The organism is Maribacter zhoushanensis, from assembly GCF_029350975.1.
Lineage (GTDB): Bacteria > Bacteroidota > Bacteroidia > Flavobacteriales > Flavobacteriaceae > Maribacter > Maribacter zhoushanensis.
Window position 1 is genome coordinate 1,480,792 of sequence record NZ_JARKMR010000001.1, and the last position, 23,753, is coordinate 1,504,544.

General features: G+C 34.0%; 20 protein-coding genes. 2 read left to right on the forward strand and 18 right to left on the reverse strand.

Annotated features, from left to right (window positions below; genetic code table 11):
- Window positions 1–3 precede the first annotated feature (3 nt).
- The 18 genes from PXD56_RS06360 to PXD56_RS06445 form a co-directional block, all read right to left on the reverse strand.
- Window positions 4–2,853: a toxin-antitoxin system YwqK family antitoxin gene (locus PXD56_RS06360; RefSeq protein ID WP_276492478.1), complete on the reverse strand. Its 2,850-nt coding sequence runs from the start codon at window positions 2,851–2,853 to the stop codon at window positions 4–6.
- The gene (locus tag PXD56_RS06365; protein ID WP_276492479.1) at window positions 2,843–3,628 is read right to left on the reverse strand and encodes a DKNYY domain-containing protein; all 786 of its coding nucleotides are present in this window, start codon (window positions 3,626–3,628) and stop codon (window positions 2,843–2,845) included. The genes PXD56_RS06360 and PXD56_RS06365 overlap by 11 nt, the downstream gene beginning before the upstream one ends.
- Window position 3,629: 1 nt before the next feature.
- A complete protein-coding gene (locus tag PXD56_RS06370) occupies window positions 3,630–4,811 on the reverse strand; it encodes a sialidase family protein (protein WP_276492480.1) in 1,182 nt (393 codons plus the stop codon).
- 106 nt (window positions 4,812–4,917) lie between these two features.
- Window positions 4,918–6,894, reverse strand: a complete 1,977-nt coding sequence (locus tag PXD56_RS06375) for a hypothetical protein (RefSeq protein ID WP_276492481.1) — start codon at window positions 6,892–6,894, stop codon at window positions 4,918–4,920.
- Window positions 6,895–6,917: 23 nt separating this feature from the next.
- Window positions 6,918–7,772, reverse strand: a complete 855-nt coding sequence (locus tag PXD56_RS06380) for an NADase-type glycan-binding domain-containing protein (protein ID WP_276492482.1) — start codon at window positions 7,770–7,772, stop codon at window positions 6,918–6,920.
- Between the two features lie 11 nt (window positions 7,773–7,783).
- A complete protein-coding gene (locus tag PXD56_RS06385; protein ID WP_276492483.1) occupies window positions 7,784–8,626 on the reverse strand; it encodes a hypothetical protein in 843 nt (280 codons plus the stop codon).
- A 130-nt stretch (window positions 8,627–8,756) separates the two neighbouring features.
- On the reverse strand, window positions 8,757–9,311 hold the full coding sequence (locus PXD56_RS06390) for a DUF6620 family protein (RefSeq protein WP_276492484.1): 555 nt from the start codon (window positions 9,309–9,311) through the stop codon (window positions 8,757–8,759).
- A gap of 16 nt (window positions 9,312–9,327) precedes the next feature.
- A complete protein-coding gene (locus tag PXD56_RS06395; protein WP_276492485.1) occupies window positions 9,328–10,185 on the reverse strand; it encodes a hypothetical protein in 858 nt (285 codons plus the stop codon).
- Window positions 10,185–10,385 (reverse strand): hypothetical protein, encoded by a 201-nt coding sequence (locus PXD56_RS06400; RefSeq protein ID WP_276492486.1) that lies wholly within the window; start codon window positions 10,383–10,385, stop codon window positions 10,185–10,187. The genes PXD56_RS06395 and PXD56_RS06400 overlap by 1 nt, the downstream gene beginning before the upstream one ends.
- A 175-nt stretch (window positions 10,386–10,560) precedes the next feature.
- Entirely contained in the window at window positions 10,561–11,292 is a 732-nt protein-coding gene (locus PXD56_RS06405; RefSeq protein ID WP_276492487.1) for a M949_RS01915 family surface polysaccharide biosynthesis protein, read from the reverse strand.
- Window positions 11,293–11,404: 112 nt separating this feature from the next.
- Window positions 11,405–12,274 (reverse strand): alpha/beta hydrolase, encoded by an 870-nt coding sequence (locus PXD56_RS06410; RefSeq protein ID WP_276492488.1) that lies wholly within the window; start codon window positions 12,272–12,274, stop codon window positions 11,405–11,407.
- Window positions 12,275–12,541: 267 nt separating this feature from the next.
- Window positions 12,542–12,796, reverse strand: a complete 255-nt coding sequence (locus PXD56_RS06415) for a hypothetical protein (RefSeq protein WP_276492489.1) — start codon at window positions 12,794–12,796, stop codon at window positions 12,542–12,544.
- An 11-nt stretch (window positions 12,797–12,807) separates the two neighbouring features.
- Entirely contained in the window at window positions 12,808–13,458 is a 651-nt protein-coding gene (locus PXD56_RS06420) for a hypothetical protein (protein ID WP_276492490.1), read from the reverse strand.
- A 71-nt stretch (window positions 13,459–13,529) separates the two neighbouring features.
- Window positions 13,530–13,976, reverse strand: coding sequence for a hypothetical protein (locus tag PXD56_RS06425; RefSeq protein ID WP_276492491.1), 447 nt, complete (start codon window positions 13,974–13,976; stop codon window positions 13,530–13,532).
- A gap of 104 nt (window positions 13,977–14,080) precedes the next feature.
- A complete protein-coding gene (locus tag PXD56_RS06430; protein WP_276492492.1) occupies window positions 14,081–14,698 on the reverse strand; it encodes an HD domain-containing protein in 618 nt (205 codons plus the stop codon).
- Window positions 14,699–14,822: 124 nt separating this feature from the next.
- On the reverse strand, window positions 14,823–16,067 hold the full coding sequence (locus tag PXD56_RS06435) for a mechanosensitive ion channel family protein (RefSeq protein WP_276492493.1): 1,245 nt from the start codon (window positions 16,065–16,067) through the stop codon (window positions 14,823–14,825).
- A gap of 74 nt (window positions 16,068–16,141) precedes the next feature.
- Window positions 16,142–16,306 (reverse strand): hypothetical protein, encoded by a 165-nt coding sequence (locus tag PXD56_RS06440; protein ID WP_276492494.1) that lies wholly within the window; start codon window positions 16,304–16,306, stop codon window positions 16,142–16,144.
- 245 nt (window positions 16,307–16,551) lie between these two features.
- Entirely contained in the window at window positions 16,552–17,013 is a 462-nt protein-coding gene (locus tag PXD56_RS06445) for a hypothetical protein (RefSeq protein ID WP_276492495.1), read from the reverse strand.
- Window positions 17,014–17,967: 954 nt separating this feature from the next.
- On the opposite strand from PXD56_RS06445, the gene PXD56_RS06450 reads away from it, so the two are divergent.
- Both PXD56_RS06450 and PXD56_RS06455 read left to right on the forward strand, forming a co-directional pair.
- The gene (locus PXD56_RS06450; protein WP_276492496.1) at window positions 17,968–23,343 is read left to right on the forward strand and encodes a T9SS type B sorting domain-containing protein; all 5,376 of its coding nucleotides are present in this window, start codon (window positions 17,968–17,970) and stop codon (window positions 23,341–23,343) included.
- Between the two features lie 27 nt (window positions 23,344–23,370).
- The coding region (locus PXD56_RS06455; RefSeq protein WP_276492497.1) for a PorP/SprF family type IX secretion system membrane protein at window positions 23,371–23,753 on the forward strand (383 nt) is incomplete at its 3' end.

The following is a 23,753-nucleotide window of genomic DNA, read 5'->3' on the forward strand; positions in this document are numbered from 1 at the left end:
TAGTTATTGCTTGGTATTTATCAGCTGTAATAATTGCTGTTTTGTTATATTTTTTTGATTTTCAATCAGTTCGCCACTCTTATAAAAGTTATAATTGTAGTCTCCTTTTTGGTTAATGGCAGTTGTTACGCCATCGTACTCTCTTCCATTTTTATAAATACAGGTTGCAATAGGTGTTTCTTCACCATCAAAATAAAAATAGGCGGGACCGTCACCAAAATAGAATAATCGAAGCCAATCTTGAATATCACTAGGTCTTATTATACGCTCAGGTTTAAGTGTACTTTCAAACTTTATGAGCATACTTTCTAAGTCGAAAATTAACTTTATTTTATTTAAGGCAATGCTTTCAATAGTAACGTTTGTGTCATATTCCTTGAAAGAAAACGAAGCATTGGAAATCCCTTTTTTGGAGAAGGAGAATCTACCCATTTCAATTCCATTACCGGTAACAATTGCAGTGCCTTCACTAGGGTCGGTATCTTTATAAATTACCTCGCTAGAATAGTTCGTCATATTATTTGAAGGTCTTTCATTTGTAGTCGTATAACCTTTAGATGTGTACTTAACTATGGCATCTGGTTTTTTGCTAAGTCCCCATGTATATATATTAGTCTGTACTAAGTTTCCATTTTCATAATGATGCTCTAGGGTATCGCTATTGTATACTTCAAGTAGATTGCCCTGAAATGGTTTTTCGTCTTTATAGCTTACACTATCTAAAATCACCCGCATATTAGAACCCATTGTAGTAAAATATTCCATGCCAGATTTTTTACCGTTTTCATAATGGCTTACAGATTGATAGCTGCTTTTTGCATTTGTATCTGGTATATTAATAGCTAGGGTAGTTAAAAAATCTCCCGAAAAAGGCATATTATTTTTATAGGTACCTGAAAGAAGTTCTTTGTCTTTGAAAGGAAGAAAAATAGTTTTGCTTAATGTTTTGCCTTTTTTAAATTGGGTTACTTCTTCTATTGAATTTGCTTTAAAGTTAACTACAGTTTCTTCTCCATTTTTTTTACCTTTTTTGAATCTTGACAGTGTATATCTCTCAGGAAAATAATTCTTGTCTATTTTTTCCAGCGTGGCAAAACTACCTTCAAACGGAAGCCCATTTTTATATAAACCTTCTGCTATTAATTCTTGGTCATAATAATATTTACTTTGTTGAAGTACATTTTCTTGATACTGATAAATTGCTTTAAATTTTTGAGCATAATATTCAGATTTTAATTGTTCGCCTTCATTATAAGTGTTGCATGTATAATTGGTACCACCAGAATATTCATAAAACATCCCGGTAAACGGTTGGTCATTTTTATACACACCTTCTGCTAATAATTCATTTTCTTTAAAATATTGAATTTGTCCATGTAGTTTACCTTCTTTGTAATTTCTACTAATACTATCAAAAGGAGAATTGTAATTTCCATAAGCGAGTACGGGAGTTTCTAGCCCGTGTTTAAGACCGTTTTTAAAAGATATAACGGTGTCTTTGTAAATGGTAGTGCCATCAATTGGTTTGCCATTTTTGTACGTACAGAATGTGCTTGTCTTATTTTGTAAATTCTGGAAGGTTATTTTGCCGTCGTAAACACCTTGGTTATAATTACCGGATGCGCTATAACCCTTGTATTTTTTAGTAACTAGAAAAGGACCTTCTTTTTCTCCAGCATTATAAGTGGTTAGGCTACCAGATATACGATCATAGTCCTGACCAGAATACGCTTTGCCATTTTTATAAAGCAACTCGTATTTTTCTCCATTAAAATGAATTATTTTTTTAGTTTTCTCTTTTTCCTGAAAAAACAGAATTTCTATTTTTTTATTTTGATCATCAGAATTGTAAGAGGTTAATTTTGTTAGTAAACCATCTACGTACTCATAAACGTCATAGCCTTTGCATTCTTCTCCTTTAAAGGGTCCTTGTTCTTTATATTCACACTCACATATTCTCTTCTCAAAAAGCCCTGTGCTTATGACCTTACCAGAAACCTTACCATTAACATATTCATGAAGAGCTATTATTTTACCTTGTTCATTAAATTTAGTTAGCGGACCATTAAAAACCCCATTTTTATAAGTGGCGATTGTGCGCATGTATTCATTGTAAAATGAACCTTTAAAAGGCATTCCTGATTTATTGATGCCTCTAGCTTTTTCTTTGCCATCTTCGTAATAAGAAATTTCTTCTCCTTCTTTTGTACCATCATTAATAGCATAAAACTGTTTTTTTTGCGTGAAATTTAAATCGTAATAAGATGTGGTATATCCATCATTTTTGCCATTTTTATATGTGGTTTTTTCGGTTTGGGTATTGGTGAATTCTCCACTAAATCGTTTTCCGTTCTTGTTGATTCCTTTGGTGGCTATTGTGCCATTATCTGCATAACTTATTTCTTCGCCATTTAATACACCATTGGCATAGGTTTGTAGCAAACGGTAAACAATAAAACTACCTGAATAAGGCTTATTGTTCTTATAAACGCCTTTAGAGCTAACTTGACCTCCGTTTTTATAAATAGTATTCTCACCTTCTAAAACGCCATTATTATATTCTGATTCTATAGATTTTGTTCCGTCTTCAAAGTACCACGTAACTTTGCCGTGTAAGGTCTCTTTATCTAAATGGGACCAATAACCCTGCATTTGCAGATTACCATTTATATAATAGTCTTTAACTTTATATAAATCACCTTCTTTCTCTAACGGCACAAGGCGAAAAAACGCGGCATTTTTCTTATCTGTTTTATTCCACTTGGAATTAAAGTAAAGGGTGTCTTTTTGTGCTATAAGGTTGGTAGCGCTACAAAAGACAACTAATAGAATAATTTGATTCTTAATGCTCATTTGTTTCTTCAGTTTTCTTTGTTATTGCTATGTTGCCACCATGATCACTATAAAAATTAGTGTGGTCTTGCGCAATAAATTTATATTCGTATTCTTTTAGCTCTTCATAACTAAAAGCTTTAAAGGAATTATAGTCGGCTTCCTTGATTTTTTCCCTTTTAAAAAAGATTGACTTTTCATCTTTTGAAATATCATTTGACAATTTGCTAAACGAACCAACTAAGGCACTTTCAATAACATTGCCTCTATAATAAACTTGGTTTTTGTCTTTTGCATGTTGACTGTAGTCATCTCCAATTACTGAAAAAGTATTTATGTCAGCACCAATTACCACACTATTAACATCTGAAGGTTGATAATATACTTGGTTGTCATCTAAAGCGTAATCGTGATTTAAAAACCTAAAGCTTAAACCATGGCTGTTAGGGATGATGTTATTGTCATAATACACGCCATATGCATCTGCCGTTACCATTTTTTTTAAAACTTTGAATGTAACTGGGTCACGCTTAACAAGTTTTTTTGCTTCATTAAAAACACTTGATTTATCTATGCCGTAATATTTAGTTAGTTGCTGAAAGGTTTTAGCATCTGCATCTTCTACAACATCAATGGAAGTATGCGCTTTTGTGTAGTATTCCTGACCAAGTCTATAAACAGAATGGTATAGGACCTGATTTCCCTTTATTTCGTAAAACGTTTCGTCAGCATCAGAGCAAGAGGCTACTATTAAGATAAGTATACATAGAAGTATCTGTTTTAAACTTAAATACATACTATTTGTTTAATGTGTTTGTTTTATACAAATTGTCCCTGTCTAAAATAAGTACTTCATCAGCAATAGCTTGAATTCCAAATGACTCCCCCGTAAATAGGACCTCTTCATTATCTGATGTCAAGAAAGGTTTAATTGAGGCGTCATCTATATTGAATTCGTATACAAAGGTATCTCTGTAATAATCTGAAGATATACTTGTGGTAATTAATGCAGTTTCTTTGGTAAAAAGAATATCGGAAATGTTGGCTTTATGTCCGTCACCATCTTGCGGCATGTCAATTTTACGCCAATCTTTTCCGCCGTTATCTGTATAGAATAGGTCTCCTGCCAGACCTCCTATTAAGCCAATGTTTTGGTTTGAGAATGCAATAGAGTTGAGGTTTACAAAATCTTTACCATCCGTCTCAAACAGTAGTTGCCAATTTAAACCGCCATCGGTACTTTTATAGCTTCTACCAGAAAAAGTAACTACAATAATTTCTTTTTCTGAAAAGGCGACAAAGTCTGAAATTCCTTCTGTTTCTTTTTCTAAGCCCTTGTGTTCAATAGTAGTCCAAGTTTTACCCGCATCTATGGTTTTTAGAATAACAGCAAAACCTTCGTCTTTTCCGTTGATATATCCATAACCAGTAATAAAGCCAACTTGCTGGTTAACAAAGCGTATTTTGTAATATTTGTTAAAGAAATAACCTCTTTTTTCATATAGATCTTTGGTATTGAATACATTCCAATTCTCTCCTAAATCCGGTGTGGTGAAAACATACTCGCTATCACCTATAACATAGATGTTGTCACCTGAAAATGCTGCAGAATAAAACGGATTACCGAATCTAGAAAACCGATTTTCTAACCAATTTTCACCTCCATCTTTTGTGATTCTGGTTATTAAACCGGCACCGCCAACGATTACCCCAATATCTTGGTTTTTAAAAGACATACCGTTATACATATGAAAGCCTGTATCTTCTATATGATGTAAAACGGAAACTTCTTGTTTGGTTGTGGCATTTAAAAAAGTTGTTCCTTTTTGGGTAATAGTATCTTTAGTTACAAACTCAGTGTCTAGAACTAATTCTACTTTATTGAAACCAGTCAATGGTTTTTCTTCTTGGTCATTTTGCCCTTTGCAGGATTGTAGAACAAGAATTAAAACTAGTAGTAAATACTGAAATATTTTCATGATTAATTTCTTTTAAAACAACTGATACTACTATAACGGAATAATTTTAATAAGTTATTATTACGGAAGAAACAGAGTTGTTTTTTGGAATTAGATTCTCTTGGCATCAATCTTCTTTTTTCATCATAAGTTGCACCAATGCTACTAAAGCACCACCAATTATTCCTAGAATAATAAACGGAAGGAATAATGTATCTATGATTTTTCTAAAGAAAGATTTATTGTTTTTTTTCTTTCTTTTAATAACCTTGACTCCAAGGTCATCTAAAGCATCTTCGGCTTCTTCACATTTTGTTTCGTAAAACTCCCAATCATTAACATCTTGTAAATTGTCTACCGTTTTTTGAAACGCTATGGCAGCTTTATCTTTTTGATTTGTGGCATTGTAGCAAAGACCTAAATAATAAGCTACCAAACCTACTTCTTTAGGTTCTTGTTCCTGTATTATTTCTTGTTCTAGAAACCATTCCATTTCTGGTATATATTTATCATATACTTTTTCTTCTGTTACCGCATATTCATAAAATATTTTCCCTGAAAATATGACATAATGGGCAGCATCTTTTGCCCCTTGTCCTATCTTGTTATAGAGTTCTTTTGCCTTAAAATAATTTGCTTCTGCATTTTCTAGATCTCTTAAACCAACATAACATTTTACTAATCGTAAAAAGTATTTTTGCCTCTCGTTAATACTTAATACTTTACCATATTGCTTAAATACCGTTTGTGTGCTTTCTATTGATTTTTGATAATTTTTACCTTCAAAATAATCATAAGAAGCATTTTCAACATTTTCCCTAAACGGACTCATTTGAAAGCCCTCTATATGAATGCTTCCCGCTTTGTCATATAACAACTCTTTCTCTTTGTCATCTTTTAGGGTTTCAGCATAATTGCCAAGTGCATTTGCATAATTATTACAGAGCATGGCAAATAAATGGGGTTGGTTGTTGTGGGTGTCTCCTTTGCCATGTAGCAGATAATCTTTGTATTGCTGATAGCCTACTTCACCATACTGTATGGCTATTTGGGCTATTTTTTTCTTCTTCTTGTTCTTTTTGGTTTTATCGAATAGGATAGTAAAAGTGGATAATGTATTGTACATGTGTACAGAAGGACCGGAAAACTTAAAAGGAAGACTTAAAAAATCATTGTTAGATTTTTTTGCCGCTTTTTTAATTCTATCTAAGTCCGTATAAGCAGTATGGTTTTCGCAATTAAAAAGATGTTTAAAAGCTTCGTATGCCTTTACATAATTTTTAGTTTCAAAGTAATGTGTATTTGCAATAGCAGTTACTAATAAAGCATTGTTTGGATATACTTCTAACCACTTTTCTACTTCTGGATAATACTTTTCGTAAAAATCTAGCTTATCCGTTATCTTAAAATGTTCTTTTTCATTTCTAATAATATTAAATAATAAGCCCAGTAATTGTGGATGCTTGTCTAGTTTTTTGGCATCGTACATTTCTTTTAGTTTGATGCCGTATTGCAATCTATAACCATCTTCGTTATCAAAAGACCAAGTGTAATGCGTTAGCAGAATTTCTTCTGCAATCGTATAATTTTCTTTTTCTAGATGTTTTAAACCTGCTAAGCCATTATTATAAAAAAAAGGATACTTTTTATAAGCTTTATACCAGAGATCTAAGGCATCATCTAATAGTTTTTGCTCGTATTTATAAAAAGCAAACTTGTCTAGGAGCTCGCTTTCTTTTTCATGTTTTACATAAGACTTATCATAAAGAGTCTGTAATTCTACTAACTGCTCTTCAATTACATTTTCTGCTTTATCAGGTATGGAAAGTGCATCGTTATAAACCCACCAAAGCCAGTCATACCCTATCATCTTATCTTCTTTAAACTGATTGTTTTCTGAAATAAATGTGGCGTCTTCTATTATTTTCGAAGTGTTTTGGAAAATGTCGGCATTTAAACGCATACGCAGCGTTAGCATATCTATATCAATCGGATTTTTTTCCAATATCTGTTCAATGATTGACAGTGCCTCATAACCTAGTTTTTGTTGATTGGCATCTTCACTATCTAGTTGACTTAAAATTTTCTTTAATTGGTTTTTCATTCTTAGCTTTTAATTTACAGATGTTAATACACATCTAATCCATCAAAATATATTTCTGTTATGACGGTGTCATCATAATTATCGCCTGGGTACACACTTAAGATTTCAAACCGGATAGTATCTCCTGATTCTATTTCTTTATTATAAGATTTGAACTGATTGCCTTTCTCATCTCTATACTTGTAATAACTTTTACCATCTTTTGTAATACCACGATAGGTAATTTCATAACCTATTGTTGGTATTTCAAAAATTTGTTCTGCATACACATCTTTTAGCTCAAGAATGGCAAATTCAATATTATTTACACAAACTTTTAATTGCTTAACTCTTGAATTATTTTTCCAAGTTGTTTTGTCTTTGATATAACCATTCGCAATCTTAATGGTTGTAATACGCGGATGTTGTGGAGGGAAATTAAATTCTATATACTCACCTATACCATAGCCTTTTACACCTTCTACCCACGCTGTGCCATAACTTAAGTCACTAATACTGGCGTAGTCGTAGTAATTGCCATTTTGCGGTTCTAGGGCAGATGATACTTTGCAGAATGCAGTAGTATTATCTAAATGGTTTATGTTATAGCCTTCATCTGTCCAATCATCTCCGCAAACAATGCTCCACATGTCTTCACAAGCTTCACTATAACCTAGCGCGCTACATTTATTTATTAAATCATCTTTGGTTTCATCATCGTAATTTTCCCAAACTGCGCTATCTGTAAACAATGCTTCACATGTAGACCATATTTGTTTTTTCTCTTCGAAATTATATTCCTTACCAATGGTTGGTTTTAGTGTGGGTGTTTCTTGGTCAAAAACTGAAAATTGCATCCAAAAAAACAACGAATAAGTAAGTATTTTAATCAAATTCATTTTATACGCTTTTATTGAAGTGTTTTAAGCGCTGTTTCTTCCCGCACTTCTCCGTTTTTTAATAGCCTAAATTTAATTTTACTCTCTTCTTTATAAAGTTTAATTTCTTGAAAATCATAGCTAAGTACCTCAGTTATATCAGAGAACAAACCGCCACCTTCGTTTATGAATTTGGTTAAAATTTTCTTGTCCTTTTCTGATATGGGATCTTGTATTCTTTCTTTTTCTTTAAATATTATACTTGTTCCCTTTAATTGAAAGCGTTGTTGAGCTACTCGTTTTCTTATGTCATAGTGGTAATTGTATGACAGTAAAAAATTATTATATCCTTCAGGGATTACTCCTGAATACATTTCTAGGGTATTGAAAACTGCTGTTTCTCCTTCTTGCTTACTCATAAGATTGATTGCTATACTTTTTACACCACTTTTTTTGTGCTTTAAGAAAACATCTTCCAAACTGTCTGTGTAAACAGGGTTGGTTACCCATTCATCATCCACCTTAAAAAACAATTTCTCACTTCTGTTTTTGGAACTCGTATAATCAAAAACAATAGAATCATTTAATTCTTCATTATTTCCAGCAAATAAAATATAAGGTTGCAAAAGTTCTTTCTCAGGGTATAACCTAACTTCATTATCCTTTATACTGTAGTCACCATATACATGTACATCTACAGAATCTTGTGACGTGTAATAATGAAACAAATTATTATCTAGTAGCGCCAATTTGGTAGGCACTTCCTTTTCTGATAAATCATAGATACCTCTTATAAATGTCTTTTCCTTTATTTTTATCTGTTCTGCGCAACTTGCATAAAGACATAAAATGCAAAGGGCTATTATGTATTTCATGTATATCTTATGATTTAACCAAAAATTTTACCAGATGGTATTAAAAATGCCATGTACCTATAACAAATAAAGCTGAATAAAATTATTCAGCCTTATTCTTACTTATAGGAAATGGTTAGTATGTAATGTCTTAAAAATCAATATCATCACTTAAGTTTGCGCTCTGACCTTGGTACATTTCATTAAAGTGTGCCTCCCACTTTTCTGTAAGTTCACCTTGTTCAACCAAAAGTTCACGCATTTTATCTGAATCTGGATTTTCTTGCATAGCAGATTGTATTTGACCGCCCCAGTGCATTGCTAATTGTGAAAACTCTGTCATAGAGACATCGTATTCTTTTTGTAAATCTATTTCAACACCCACATCTTGTGCAATGGCATAATGTCTTTCCATTTTAATATAATCGCTCCAATTAGGATGTTTAGCAAGTGCTACTTCAGGACCCTCTGCTCCACCTGCAGCGTTAGCGAACTTACCTTGTTTCGGATTCATAAATACCTCCCCATAGAATTTCATATCATCATGGCTCAATTCAGCCATTTTTCCATTCCATTGGTTTTTAGTATCCTCCCATACTGGTAACTCCAAGCCCAGAACTTCGCAAATTTTTTCTATTGGCATCCCTGCCGCCATATTAGCCGATGCACAGGCAAAATCTCTAAAAGTTACTCCGTTAATTTCCATGTTTTATTTTTTAATATTAATGGTTATATAAATCGCTCCTCTCTTTATTATCATAGAAAAAGAGTTTCATTTTTACACTTACATCGTGTTCAATCGTTTCTTTGTATTCTGGTAGAAAAGATGCTCTTTCAGTGAAGTAATTTGTCCAGAATGCATTTTCCTTAATTTCCCATTCATCATAGGCTTTTGCCAATGGGGCTTTATCATCACCATTATTTAAACTTCTAAAACTTTGGCAATGTTCCTGAGCTGTATTTTTTTCATCCCACTCTTTTAAAACTTTATGTTTTGCGATATTATCGACTACCCAACGTATCTCTGTAATTTTATCACTTGGTACAAAGGTGTTTACCGTATTACAATAACCACAGCCTACATAATGTGATCTAAAAATGTCTTTTTTAACTTCTAGCTTACCACTGCATTGCGAACAATGAAAATCTTCATTTAAAAATTGGATAGCATGATTATAGAATTCTTGTGCAATTTTACCCTCTAGTTCAATTTCAAAACGTTTTATTCTGTTAGTGAAGGCATATGATAAGGTGGTGCCTTTTTGGTCTTGATCAATAATATCCCACTGCTCAACATAATCTAACATTTGTGGTTGCACTTTGTCATCAAAGGTTTGTTCAATTTTATCGCCCAAACCCTCTAGCTGAGATTTAATTCCGCTCCATGCCGTCATGCTTGCCGACATATCATAATTGTTACTTTCTAAATTGTCTAACACAGCTTCTTCTGCATGTACTAAAGATTCATTGAAACGAGTTTCCATTTTTGCTAAAAATGAATCCCACTTCTCTACCAAGGCAAGGTATTCAGGCTGGTTCTTTCTTTCCTCTTTACTTTCTTTCTTAGAAAATTCAAACATTATATATCTGTTTTAATCTCATTGTGAATATTCATAAACTTAAAGTCGCAATAATCACAAGTGGTTAAATTGGTGTCTTTAGGTCTAGCTGCGCCACAGTTCTCACATTTGCGTGAACTGGTTTTAGAATTGGAATTCGTTCCCCAATCTTTATGGGTTTCGTTAGCGTTTTTTACTATTTTTTTAAATGGATTTGACATATTGGTATAAATATATCGTATAGTTATACCTCATATTATACCGAGTTGACAAACGTGGTAGTTTAGTTTGTATTCGATACTTTTTGGTGCAGTAAGTGGGGTAGTAGAAGTGTATTACCGATATTTATACCGGTATTTTATTTATAACTTAATAGGTGTTTTAAATACTCTTGTTCTAATAGTATTTTCCTTCTTCACATTTGTTTCTATTCCAATGTTGTTTTAGAAAAGTATTAAATTTTGGCTTTTTTTCTAAATTGGCGCTAGCTTCATATTCGCCGCCATACGCATTTTCATTACCACACATAAGCATGGTTTCACCTCTTAGGGCATACTTGGTATCATCTTCAAACATGATTATTTTCATAATACCAGGATCCATTCCTCCACGGCACATTAAAACATAGGGCATGGCTATTTCAGTAATACCATCTTCGTCTAAATCTGTTATGCTGGTTGCTTTTGGCGCATAGCCAATAAACCAATCTACCCCAAAACACTCTATATAATCGTATACCCTCCACTTCTTTTTATACTCTTGTTCAGTATTACTTTTTGTAAACAAATAGGCATAGAGTTCAGCTTTGTCCTGAAGCATATAATCTGTACTATCTTTTTCATAGTCCAACCAAGTAAAGTTCCCAGTTACCGTTTGTATTAGAATATTCTCACCCTTAGCATCTGTCCATTTTAGGGCTTCAACAACTGTGCCTTTAAAATCTAATGATTTTGGAATTTCATTATAGTTTATGCTATCAATTTTTATTTTTTTGCTAGAATTCTCTTTATCCCAAATGCCCAACCAAACATCGGGTTCTAATGCTCTAATTTTTTCTATGTTTTCTTTACTTTGTGCTAAGGAGAAATTAGAAGCGATTAAGACTACTATGATTATTATATTTTTCATTTTGGTAGTTATGGTTGAAGTGGTTTTGTTGGTTGAGCAGTTTAAGTAAGCAATATATATTTATAGTCGATAGCAGTTAATTTTTCTTCGTATTTAAAATTTGAACATTTTACTATTCAGTTATAACATTAAGTTTTTTGATTAAGGCTTCTGGTAACTCATTAATAGTTTGAATGTGTTCAGTAGCTGTTTCCCAAAATTGCTTTGGTTCTTGAGCAGAATTAAAAAGATTTCTACCTCTTTTAAATGGTACAGCTCTGTCTTTAGTACTTTGTATTATTAATTTGGGTGTATTCTTAATGTCGGTAATATCTTTTACGGCAATATAATTTTGATTGTAAAGTTCGGGCTTACTAGTATAACTTTGTAAATAGAATTCTTTAAAGTTATCAGTGATGAAACTATGAGCAGATTCTATTGATCCATCTAATACTAAAGCATCAATTTTAGGTTCATTGTCCTTTGTTAGTTTCACTGCTAACTGCCCGCCTAAAGACATACCATAAACTATGGTTTTAATACTATCACTTTTCGTTTGTTGTAAGAAATCAATAAAAGCTGTTTCGGTATCTTTTAGTATTCCCTTGTAGTTTGGAGTTCCCGTAGATTTTCCATAACCTCTCCAATCTGTTGAATACACTTTAAAACCATTATTCACTAATGGTTTTATAATTTCCTTACCTTGGCTGGTATTGCCGCTATTTCCACGAATTAAAAAAATGTTTGCTTTTGCCTTTGACTTCGGATTAAATAGATACGTATGTATTTTAATGCTGTCATCTACTATTAGTACATTTTCAGAATAATTAAATTCATCTAAATTTTGAATTTCGGTCGATGGTCTATAAAACAATTTAGTTTCATCATTGTTTACTAAAGCATTTATATATGGGTTAGTTTGATAAATGAAAACACCATAAATAATTACCCCTAATAAAAGGATTAGAAATGTTGATCCTATAATTTTAATTGGTTTCTTCATGGTTGACTGTTTAGTTGGTGAGATAAATCTGATTTAGTTATATAATTTAGAAAAAACCGATACTGAGAATAAATAATCTAGTTTTACTAGTTGGGTTCTTCAAACGTAGGAACGGAAGATTTGTAGATTTCTTATTTAAGTCTTGCGAAAATGTAAAACAACTAACATGTTTAGAATCAGTTGATTTTTTTATTTGGGTTGACAAAAAATAGAATGTAGTGGTGGATTGGTTTTAGTGTCAAAAAAAGAATCAATCTACTTTTCATTTCAAATATTTCGTTCTTTTAAAACCATTTCAAGTTCTTTGTTTTTATTAGAATTACTAACTAATCTATATATAAAATAGATAGGAAATAGTAATGGTATAAGAGTTCCGAAATTTTTTTCAATAATTGATGATACAATGCCAATAACTACAATACTTGCAAGAAAGCCAATTATAAACGCATTCATAATCTTTGACTTTTTTAATTTCTTTTTTTCAAGTACTAATTCTTCATCTGTTAATTCTGAAGCATTCATATTCATATTTTTTAAAGTATTTGACTATTTTTAGTAGTAGTGTTTGCATTTTTATACAAGGTATTCACCTTTGGTTGAATAATCCAAATACCAATAAAATAAAACCACAAAAGAAAAAATTCCCCAGCAAAATCTCCAAAACCGACTTTTCTTTTTAATTCGGCTGTTTTAATTGATTTAGCCACAAAATACATGGAGTAAAATATGCAGAACATGGAGAATAAATGAAGTAGTACAATAATATACAAAGGCCAACCGATAAGTGAGAAGCTATTAGTGCTCATTCCAGAAAATAGTCCGCCTACAAAGACCATTAGTAGAATGATATAGATTAGAGGGATGAAAAATAAAATTTTAAACTTTTGAACCTTCATTGTAATTTCTGACGGAATGTTTTTTTGAAGACCAATTGCCATCGACCAAAACCAGCCGAAAAATATTACTATGTATACAATCATTATATAAGGGAAGAAATCAAAATAAAATAGGTTTTCATTTACAACCTCGGTAACGCCAACTCCATTATTATTATCCAATGTTGCAGGAGCAAGTGTTTGTAATTCAAATAACTGAAATAAAGCAAATATTTGGTATGCCAAAGGTATACCCAACATTAAAATGAATAATTGCCAATGTTTGGCTTTTAGATAGAAGTTAATCATATAATGGTTTTTTTAGACATTTTATGCCACATTTTCTAGCAGAATAAATATTGTGATTAAACCAGGTTACATTATTTAATGCCATATAGTTTAATTGCCTTTCTCTTGTACTCAAATACAATAGTATTCGACTTTTTCTCGGTTATGAATTTTATATCATCTTTGGTAACTACATAACTGACTTTAGTCATCCACCGATTGGATACATTTGAATAATCGGATTCAATTTCAGTAATATCAGAATCTAGAATTAGTTCATCGTCATCCCCAATAAAAGATAATTTTGCGCCTTTAAATGTTTTAATGTTTTCTCTACTTAAAATAGCAGATTCCATAAAATTAAATCCGGCTAATTCTTGAAACTCTACATATAATTGACCCTCTTTAGATTCGGCAATCTTTTCTCCAGGGACATTATTTATTAAGTTTTCAGTAAACGTGTCAACATGTGTTCGCTCTAATGCTCTTATATAGCCAAAGGCACCAAGTACTTTGTCAATTTTTCTAAATATGCTCATATTTTAATTTTGACAGATTTTTTAAATTGTATTTTCAATAATACTGACTAAAGATTAGTATTTACGCCTTATAATTTGCAAAAGCAGATTCCGTTTTTCTTTTATCATAACGAATCTAGTTCTCGTTGTAAGTTCTGTTTAGCTTGTGTTTCAAACTTGTTATAAAAAAAGTCAGTTTTAAAAATCTTGTCCATTGATAAAAAATGGAGTAGAACTTTTTTGCGTCCAGGATTGTAAATAAAGGAAGGGTAGATAGCATATTCCTTTCTAACATTTTTATAGTATAGAGTGTATGTTTCCCAACTTTGACCTAATACGGAAAGATCGGCATCTGTAAAATAGTTGGTATCGCTGTTAGTTGAACTAAAATGCGATTTGGTAGCTAAAATTTGTATTTTACATTGTTCAATAACCTCACTAGAAAGAGAAATTTCCTTCATACGTTTTTCGGCAAGTTCTGCACTTTTCTCTTCATTATCTGACTTAGTTGCGTTGTAGATGATGTCGTGGTAGTATAGTGTGAATAAGATAGTATCCCAGTTTTGTATTTCTTCTTTTACATTAGTCAATTGAGCTAATAAATTGTCAAGATGCTGTAATGTATGATAATGTCTTTTATTGCCTGAATAGTTTTTCTCTATTTCTGTCCATAATGTGTTGATCAAACTGGTATCATCAGTATATTTTGTCAGGAGTTCATTGAATTTTTTTTGAAGCATCATTATCTATTAATATTTGTCAATGCAATTATGAGCACCAGCAAATCTATCCAAGAAAGATACAATTTTCATCTATTGACAATAGAGCTAGTAGATAAAAATATAAAAGAAAGTAAAAGGCGAATAGTTATGAAGAAGCAACCGGAACCGGTAATTCATATACCTGTAATTGAAAATAGGGTAGGGCGGCTAATAGGTGATCAAAAATATCTGCCATTACATATTCGTAATTCTCCCATCGTTTGTCAGCACTAAATGCATAAACCTCTAAAGGTATACCTTGCGGTGTTGGCGCTAATTGACGAACCATTAAAGTCATGCCTTTGTTTACGGCAGAATGGTTTTGAAGATAGTCGTTCACGTATTTTCTGAACACCCCAATATTGGTCAAATTTTTGCCATTTATAGCGAGTTCTTTGTCAATATTATTTTCAATATTGTAAGTATTGATCTGCTCGTATCTTGTATTTAAATAGGGCTGTATAAGTTGTATTTTTTTAAATTCTTCTACATCGGTATCAGTTAAAAAACGAACACTTTTTTGACTAATGATCAAGGCTCTTTTAATACGTCTTCCTCCAGATTCTTGCATACCGCGCCAATTTTTAAAGGAATCGGATATTAATGCATAAGTGGGAATAGTGGTAATGGTTTTATCAAAATTCTGAACTTTTACCGTTGCCAATGATATTTCAACAACATCGCCATCAGCACCAAATTTGTCAAAACTGATCCAGTCACCAATCCGCACCATGTCATTGATACTTACTTGTATGCTGGCTACCAACCCAAGAATAGAATCTTTAAAAATCAGTAGTATAACTGCTGATCCTGCACCAAGTGCCGTAAAGAATTTCCAAACTTGAATTTCTGTAATGATGGCAAAAATGGTAAATATACCTACCACCCAGGCAAAAATCATAAAGACTTGTATATAACTTCCCATAGGTTTATCTCTAAACCTTGGTTTGGTCTTTAAGTAATCGTTAATGCTTGTAAATACACTTTTAACAACGTAGAGGGAGAGAACAACAAACAGTACATTTAAAAATTTTAAAGCTATTTTTTCAGCATAGTCTAAACCTATAAAACCAAAAGGTACAAGTTTTACCAAAATGGTTAAGGGTATAATATGTGCAATATACCTTGGTACTCTATTGGCAACTAAAAAATTATCAAAATTAGTTTTAGATTTTCTGGCAAGTTTTAATGAGACTGATCGTAATACTTTCCATATGATTAGATCTAAGAAATATGCCAAAACTAAGGCAATGATCATTAAAATAGCAAGGTTTAGATACGCTGCGCCTTTTTCACTTAGTCCGGTTTCTAAAAGGTAGTTATACAGTATTCTGTGAAAATCATCGTCCATTTGTCCTATTCATTTTAACGATACAAAGGTACAATTTGCAACAAACAGAAACGACGAATATAGCGTTAAAAAGCCTAATTGGCACGTAGCGCCAATACGGGGACGTTGGTAAAGTGACCCAACTTGCGTAATGATATTTTGCCAAACCCAAGGCGTTGCCAAAATGATGGTTTTTTAGCTACATAACTGACCATATTAGATTCTCTGATCTCTACAAAACAGCTAAGGGCAATTGCCATATTTACATTTCGTAATGAATTAAATTTGTGTGCTACATCTTTAAGCTGGCTGCGAATGAAAACTTTGTTTCTTTTTTGATTGAAGCTTAATTTATACGGCGCTGTTAGACTTAGCACTTGTATGCTGGCATTGCTTAATTTGGCGATATCTATCAGGTGTTTTATTTCAGATGCTTTAATTTTGCTATTGAAATTAGTACTTAGAACAATTTCTTGTCTTTTAAATCTATATTATGGCTTATAGCTCAAAATTTAATGGTAGGAAACAATCCATACCCAGCACGCTCTATCTGTCTTCGTGTAATTTCTTCGCTATCTTTAATATGTTTGCGTTCAATAAGATTACCAATATCTAAAGCTACGTTATTTAGTAAGGTCTGTTCTTCAACCAAAAAATCATCAAGGGTATATTTATTTGAGGGGTAGCCTACCATTACCTCACCCTCAACCTTGTTAAAGACTTTAATTTTAGACACTAAAGTGACCATATCGTGTTTATAATCATCGGTCTGTACTTGAAAATCGCCCGTTTTTAGAAAGACCTCCGTAACATTTTCAAATTGCCAAGCTCTTTTTAGACAATAAGCAATAGCTTCAAGAGAGGCATCTAATTGGTCATAATCAGAATTGACTATAATGGAGGTAACCTCATAAAGACAGGTAAGTTCCTTTACACGTTCTTTTAATTTATCTTCAACTGATGTCATATCTATTGTATTTCTTAACTAAAGTTCAACAATATTTAGGAAGTTAGAAAATAGTGGGTTTTAAATTTATGTTTTTAACAGATGCAGTATGATATAAATTGAAGAATTGGGCAGTTAATATTTAGATAATTTTCAGAACCAATATTAAGTTATTCACATGTAATTTATTTGTAGGAAGAAAAATTCATTATTTACCAGTATCATCTATTTAACTTTTATGAAAAATACTGGTTGACCAATTTAAAGTGCGCCTGAATTTAACACTTGCTAACAAGATTTAAGGTTTTGTTAACACCAGTTCATTGATTACTTAAATACGACTAATTTTCCTGTTTTTTAAGTGAATTTTGGTTTTATAAGAGCTTGATTTGTTTCAATCCCATTGAAGTATTGAATTTATTGGGTTTATCGATAAAATACCAATTTGTTCTAATTTTTCACCTACAAAGAATTCTATTTCGCATACAAGTTATCTTATTTCACAACAAAAAATATAAGCTGATTAGTCTCCAATCTAGCTTTGTAATAGCGATAAATACAACGTAGTATTTGGATTACTTTTATTGTAATCCTTAGTGTTAGAGGTTAAACGGTAAATAAATGCTTTAATATGAAAAAATGTAACTTTTTCATTAAAAGTGTTTCTAAATAAAAAAGGAATGGATTTTAATTTAACAAAACAATGAGCTATTTAAAAAAGTGCTGATCATTTTTTTCTAAGCGGAAAGGTACATTTTGTAATCTGAAATAATATATTCCTAATAAATAACCAAATAGAAACCAAATTTGAAATTAACATTCTAATTAAAAGCTCTTTGAATAGTACCAATAAATTAAATAAACTTCTGGAGTTTAACCTGCGGTAAGTCAGTATTTAATTTATGTAAAGTAGTATGTAAAGATTTTACCTTATAACGAAGCGGGTAAAACATGACAATAAAAAAAACGCGAACAATGAAGAATTTATCAAAATTCTTAAAAGAAAAACCCATTGCTTTCTTTAGCCTAACGTTAAATCTAGGTAGGGTATCTAATTTAAACCATAATTCTATGAAAAATCTTAAGCCCTGTTTTAATTGGGTACTTTTTGTAATACTTGCTTTCCAAAGTACGCAACTTGCTTGGGGTCAAAACCCCGTTGATAGTTGGACTATTACTTCTACACCGGCAACTGATCAAGACACTTATACTATAGGTACTGATATTTACAATTTTGGTCAAGGGGATAACATTGAAATTGAAACCGTACAATATCAAGGTAACACGTATACCATACCATTTACAAGTCAATTTTATGTTTTTAATCGTGTTGATATCGCTTCTAACGCATATGGTGTTAGTGTTATTGGAAACAAGGCGAGTGTGTTTTTTGAAGGAACTGGGGCTTCAGATTTTGATTATGCAGCTAGTTTACCGGGTACACCGGGCAATATTGATTTGGAAGAAATTTTAAGGTCCCCCGTAATAAATAGGGGTGCGCTTGATATATTTAGAAATATTGGAGGTAATTCTAGTGATCAGGGACCACAGAATGTTGAGCGTATTGATGTTGTTTTTCCTGATTTAACTCTCAATGACGCCGCTGATTTGTCCTTAAATGGATTTTTAGCTTCTGAAAAAAATGGAAATAACACCTATAAAGCTGCTGCCATACTAAGTATTGATGCGGATGGCGTGCCTACTTCTTATGGCAATATGGTTACCATTCAACAACCCACAGATTATGGTAATCCTTATGACCCTACTTTTAATCCTTTTAGACAAAACTTATTTTTAGAAGATACCAATAGCGATAATCAACCCGTTTTCGTGGGTGGTGCCGCTGAACCAATGGGAATTACGATTATTACCTTTGCTGATTTGGGTATCACTGCCGGCCAAACGTTTTACGGTATTTCATTCTTTGGCGATGACGTAGATAGTGTTCAGCACAATTTGTTGGATCCAACAACTTTTCCTCAAGACACTAGTACTGGTGCAGATGTTTATGGTGGTTTGGGAACCATAGTTACTGCAACAGGCTATATTCCGGCAGTGGACAGTGATGGTGATTTTGTTATTGATACAATAGATTTAGATGATGATAATGATGGTATTTTAGATACAGAGGAACTTGCTTGCGGAAATGGAACGGATAGTATTTCTGCTGATGCTGTTAATAATTTGGATACAAACGCCTTACATGACGGAACGGAAACACCACAGATATTAACACAAGCTTTTGATATCCCAGGTTGTGCTGCTGGTACAGATGTAATTAATTACACTATAACGGCAATGCCTTCTCAACTGGCATCGAATACCACTAATATTTGTAACGATGTTGATTCCTTTAAGGGTTTCTCAAATGCAAATGGAGAAAATATAGCTATTGACAAATTAGCCGGTTGTGATGGCGGTATTCGTTATAGAATAGAATTTACAAGTGGTCCTGAAGTACTGAATCTTAGTAGTATAATGCATGGAAATCTTGCATCAGATGAAGCTATAGTAATAACTTCTAATGTGCCATTAACAGGGACAACTTATAAAAGGCCTACGGCAACTGCGGCTAATTCAGGGACTAACGGTGGTCCTAATGTTAATGGTAACGGAACTACTAGTGTTGGTTTTGACAATGTCAGTGGTGGCTATGGAGGAAATTTAAATATATGGGAAGTAAATTCTAATGGGATTCCTGTAAATTGGGTAGAAATTGATTATTATAGAAGCTCAGGTTCAACGGCAGCTTCTTATGAAGCTTTTACGTTGTTCCACCAAATCCCTTGTGATGCTGATTGCGATGGTATTCCTAATCAATTGGATTTAGATTCGGACAATGACGGTATACCAGATATCAAGGAAGCAGGTGGTATAGATGTAGATGGTGATGGCGAAGTTGATGGTTTTGTTGATGCCGATGATAACGGTGTTGCCGATAACGTAGATGCTACTCCTTTACCAGACGAAGATTCTGATAACGACGGAATTTTAGACCGATTAGATTTAGATTCTGACAATGATGGTATGCCAGATGTTATAGAAGCAGGTGGTGTCGATGCTAACAGTGATGGTGTTATAGATAGTTTTGCTACGGATACAGATAACGATGGTCTAGCGGATAGTGTAGATCCGGTTGGTCCTGCAACGCCTGGTCTTCCTTTAGAGAATCCTGATACGGATACTGACGGATTTGATGATAGAATAGATTCGGATTCTGATAATGATGGTATTCCAGATGTAACAGAAGCTGGTGGTTCTGATCCAGATAACGATGGTGTTATTGGAACAGGTCCGATTGACGATGCGGATGGAGACGGATTATCGGATATCGTAGATACTGATGATAATACAACCGGTGCAGTTACCGATGGTCCAGGTACAGCTTTACCTATTGATAATTTTGACGGAGATTCAAATCCTAACCACTTAGATATAGATTCTGATAACGATGGTATTCTTGATCTTGTAGAAAATGGAACTGGCGCATTAGATACTAATAATGATGGTGCAATAGATAGTGATGATGATGTTTTTGCCGATGATAACGATAATGGTCAAGCAGATGCTACTGAAGGTATAGTACCAATAAATACAGATACAACTGGTGGTGCAAACTACTTGGATATCGATGCCGATGACGATGGTATTCCGGATAATGTGGAAGCACAACCAACTGTAGGTTATGAAGCTCCTGACGATGCTTTTGATACCAGCGGGCTAGATATACAATATCCAAACGGTATTACTCCAGAAGATACAGATAACGATTCAGTACCAGATTACTTGGATGGAGATTCAGATAATGATGGTACGTCAGATGTAGAAGAAGCGGGTCAAGGAACAATAACAGATCCTTTGGCAGATGCCGATAATGACGGATTAAACGATGCCTTTGATGATACACCAGGTTTAGATGTAAACAATGATCTGGATACTGGTGCAATTGCAACAGATAACGAAGATGATGCTGATATGGCAGAAGTTGATTTTAGATCAGTATTGGATTTTGATGGTGATGGTATCCCAGATACAGCAGATCTTGATGATGATAACGACGGTATCTCAGATTTAGATGAGGCTAACGGAATCGACCCAAGTGCCGATGATGATAACGATGGCGTTCCAAACCATTCCGATGATGATCCTAACGATCCATTGGTTGGTGATGTAAACGGAACAACCGAAGCTGCATTCGATTTTGACGGTGATGGTATTCCTAACCACTTTGATTTAGATGGGGACAATGATGGCATTTTTGATGTTTATGAAGCTGGTAATGATATTTTTGATACGAACAATGACGGAGTTATCGATAGTAATGATGATGGATTTACGGATACGACCGGTAACGGTCAAGCAGACAGTTCAGAAGGTACAACCCCACTGAATACAGATACATCAGGAAATGCAGATTTCTTGGATATCGATGCCGATGACGATGGTATTCCAGATAATGTTGAAGCACAGCCAACAGCAGGTTATATTGCTCCAGCGGAATCATTTAGTCCAAATGGCGTAGATACAAACTACCCTAACGGATTACGTCCGGAAGATACCGATACAGATTTAATTCCAGATTATTTGGATGCAGATTCAGATAATGATGGTACGTCAGATGTAGAAGAAGCTGGTCAAGGTGTATTAACAGATCCTTTGGCAGATGCGGATAATGATGGATTGAACGATGCTTTTGATGATACGCCAGGTTTAGATGTAAACAATGATCTGGATACGGGTGCAATTGCAACTGACAACGAAGATGATACTGATTTGGCAGAAGTTGATTTTAGATCGGTATTGGATTTTGACGGAGACGGTATCCCAGATACAGCAGATCTTGATGATGATAACGATGGTATCTCAGATTTAGATGAGGCCAACGGAATCGACCCAAGTGCAGATGATGATAACGATGGTGTTCCAAACCATTCCGATGACGATCCAAACGATCCATTAGTTGGTGATATGAACGGAACAACGGAACCGGCTTTCGATTTTGACGGTGACGGTATTCCTAACCACTTTGATATTGATGCTGATAATGACGGAATAGTTGATGTTATTGAATCTGGTAACGGTGCGCTTGATACAAATGGAGATGGTGTTATTGATGCTGATGATGCTGGTTTTGCCGATGCAAATATAGATGGTCAGGCAGACAGTTCAGCAGGAACGACTCCATCAAACACTGATGGTACCGGTGGTCCGGATTACTTGGATATCGATGCCGATGATGACGGTATTCCAGATAACGTAGAGGCACAAACTACCGCAGGTTATATTGCTCCTGCCGATGCTGTTGCAATAAATGGTTTGGATACAAACTATCCTGTTGGTCTAACTCCAGAAGATACGGATGGTGATTTAATACCAGATTACTTGGATGCAGATTCAGATAATGATGGTACGTCAGATGTAGAAGAAGCTGGTCAAGGAACAATTATAGACCCTTTAGCCGATGCTGATGCTGATGGATTAAACGATGCTTTTGATGATACTCCGGGTAACGACGTAAACAATGATCTGGATACAGGTGCCGATGGTACGGATAACGATGATATTGATACAACACCAGAAGTGGACTTTAGAGAAGTAAGTGATATTGATAGTGATGGCGATGGTGTTCTTGATACACAAGAAATAGCAGACGGTACAGACCCTAATAATCCATGTGATTTTGTAATTGAAAATGCAACCTTAGATTTTTCAGGTGATTATTTGTTAGCGGACTGTGACGGTGACGGTGTAATCAACGGGCAAGAGCTTGACGATGATACCAACCCAGAAGATCCTTGTGATTATGATGAAGGTAGCATAACCTTGGAACAAGGTGGGGATTATTTGATATCCGATTGTGATGAAGATGGTCTTACCCCTTCTCAAGAAGAGGCAATTGGTACGGATCCAAATGTTGCAGATACCGATGGTGATACCATTCTAGATGGACAAGAAGTTGAGGATGGTACAGATCCATTAGATTCATGTGATTCTATAGGCGGAGTTCCAAGTTTAAATGCAGATTGTAATGCTGAAGTTGTAGAGACGGGTATTTCAGTTTTCAACGAAGTCATCACTCCGAATAATGATGGAGTCAATGATTTCTTTAGAATAGAAAATATCGAGTCTTTCCCTAATAATAAGGTGCAGATTTTTAATCGTTGGGGAGTTGTTGTATATGAAATGTCAGGTTATGATAATGTTACAAATACCTTCCAAGGTGTATCTAATGGTAGAGCTACCATTAGTGAAGATTCAGAGTTACCAGTAGGCGTATATTTCTATGTAATTAAATACGAGAATGACGGAGATAATTTAGATAAAGCCGGTTACCTATACATCAACAGATAAAAAATTCCCCTTATAAAAAAGACAACGATGAACAAATATTTTCTGACCATTATAATTACCGTAGCGGGTCTCTTTATGGGGCATGCGCAGCAAGATGCGCAGTACACGCAATATATGTACAACACGATATCGGTGAACCCTGCGTACGCAGGTTCGCGCGGGGTGTTCAGCATAGCGGCACTTCACCGTTCGCAGTGGGTGGGCCTTGACGGGGCGCCCACTACGCAGACGCTCAACTTCCATACGCCGGTATCGGACCACGTAGGATTGGGGCTATCCGTGGTGAACGACGAGATCGGTAACGGCACGAACCAGGATACGTACATCGATGCCGCGTTCAGCTATACGGTGAACACCTCGGAGACGGGCAAGCTTTCGTTCGGTCTAAAGGCCGGGGGACACCTGTTCAA

Bases quoted from the DNA above. Each gene is read 5' to 3' on its own strand.
- PXD56_RS06445 (WP_276492495.1), bottom strand. From the start codon at position 17,013: ATGACATCAGTTGAAGATAAATTAAAAGAACGTGTAAAGGAACTTACC.
- PXD56_RS06430 (WP_276492492.1), bottom strand. From the start codon at position 14,698: ATGATGCTTCAAAAAAAATTCAATGAACTCCTGACAAAATATACTGAT.
- PXD56_RS06385 (WP_276492483.1), bottom strand. From the start codon at position 8,626: ATGAAATACATAATAGCCCTTTGCATTTTATGTCTTTATGCAAGTTGC.
- PXD56_RS06390 (WP_276492484.1), bottom strand. From the start codon at position 9,311: ATGGAAATTAACGGAGTAACTTTTAGAGATTTTGCCTGTGCATCGGCT.
- PXD56_RS06375 (WP_276492481.1), bottom strand. From the start codon at position 6,894: ATGAAAAACCAATTAAAGAAAATTTTAAGTCAACTAGATAGTGAAGAT.
- PXD56_RS06380 (WP_276492482.1), bottom strand. From the start codon at position 7,772: ATGAATTTGATTAAAATACTTACTTATTCGTTGTTTTTTTGGATGCAA.
- PXD56_RS06365 (WP_276492479.1), bottom strand. From the start codon at position 3,628: ATGTATTTAAGTTTAAAACAGATACTTCTATGTATACTTATCTTAATA.
- PXD56_RS06395 (WP_276492485.1), bottom strand. From the start codon at position 10,185: ATGTTTGAATTTTCTAAGAAAGAAAGTAAAGAGGAAAGAAAGAACCAG.
- PXD56_RS06370 (WP_276492480.1), bottom strand. From the start codon at position 4,811: ATGAAAATATTTCAGTATTTACTACTAGTTTTAATTCTTGTTCTACAA.
- PXD56_RS06450 (WP_276492496.1), top strand. From the start codon at position 17,968: ATGAAGAATTTATCAAAATTCTTAAAAGAAAAACCCATTGCTTTCTTT.
- PXD56_RS06415 (WP_276492489.1), bottom strand. From the start codon at position 12,796: ATGAATGCTTCAGAATTAACAGATGAAGAATTAGTACTTGAAAAAAAG.
- PXD56_RS06440 (WP_276492494.1), bottom strand. From the start codon at position 16,306: ATGGCAATTGCCCTTAGCTGTTTTGTAGAGATCAGAGAATCTAATATG.
- PXD56_RS06405 (WP_276492487.1), bottom strand. From the start codon at position 11,292: ATGAAAAATATAATAATCATAGTAGTCTTAATCGCTTCTAATTTCTCC.
- PXD56_RS06400 (WP_276492486.1), bottom strand. From the start codon at position 10,385: ATGTCAAATCCATTTAAAAAAATAGTAAAAAACGCTAACGAAACCCAT.
- PXD56_RS06360 (WP_276492478.1), bottom strand. From the start codon at position 2,853: ATGAGCATTAAGAATCAAATTATTCTATTAGTTGTCTTTTGTAGCGCT.
- PXD56_RS06435 (WP_276492493.1), bottom strand. From the start codon at position 16,067: ATGGACGATGATTTTCACAGAATACTGTATAACTACCTTTTAGAAACC.
- PXD56_RS06425 (WP_276492491.1), bottom strand. From the start codon at position 13,976: ATGAGCATATTTAGAAAAATTGACAAAGTACTTGGTGCCTTTGGCTAT.
- PXD56_RS06420 (WP_276492490.1), bottom strand. From the start codon at position 13,458: ATGATTAACTTCTATCTAAAAGCCAAACATTGGCAATTATTCATTTTA.
- PXD56_RS06410 (WP_276492488.1), bottom strand. From the start codon at position 12,274: ATGAAGAAACCAATTAAAATTATAGGATCAACATTTCTAATCCTTTTA.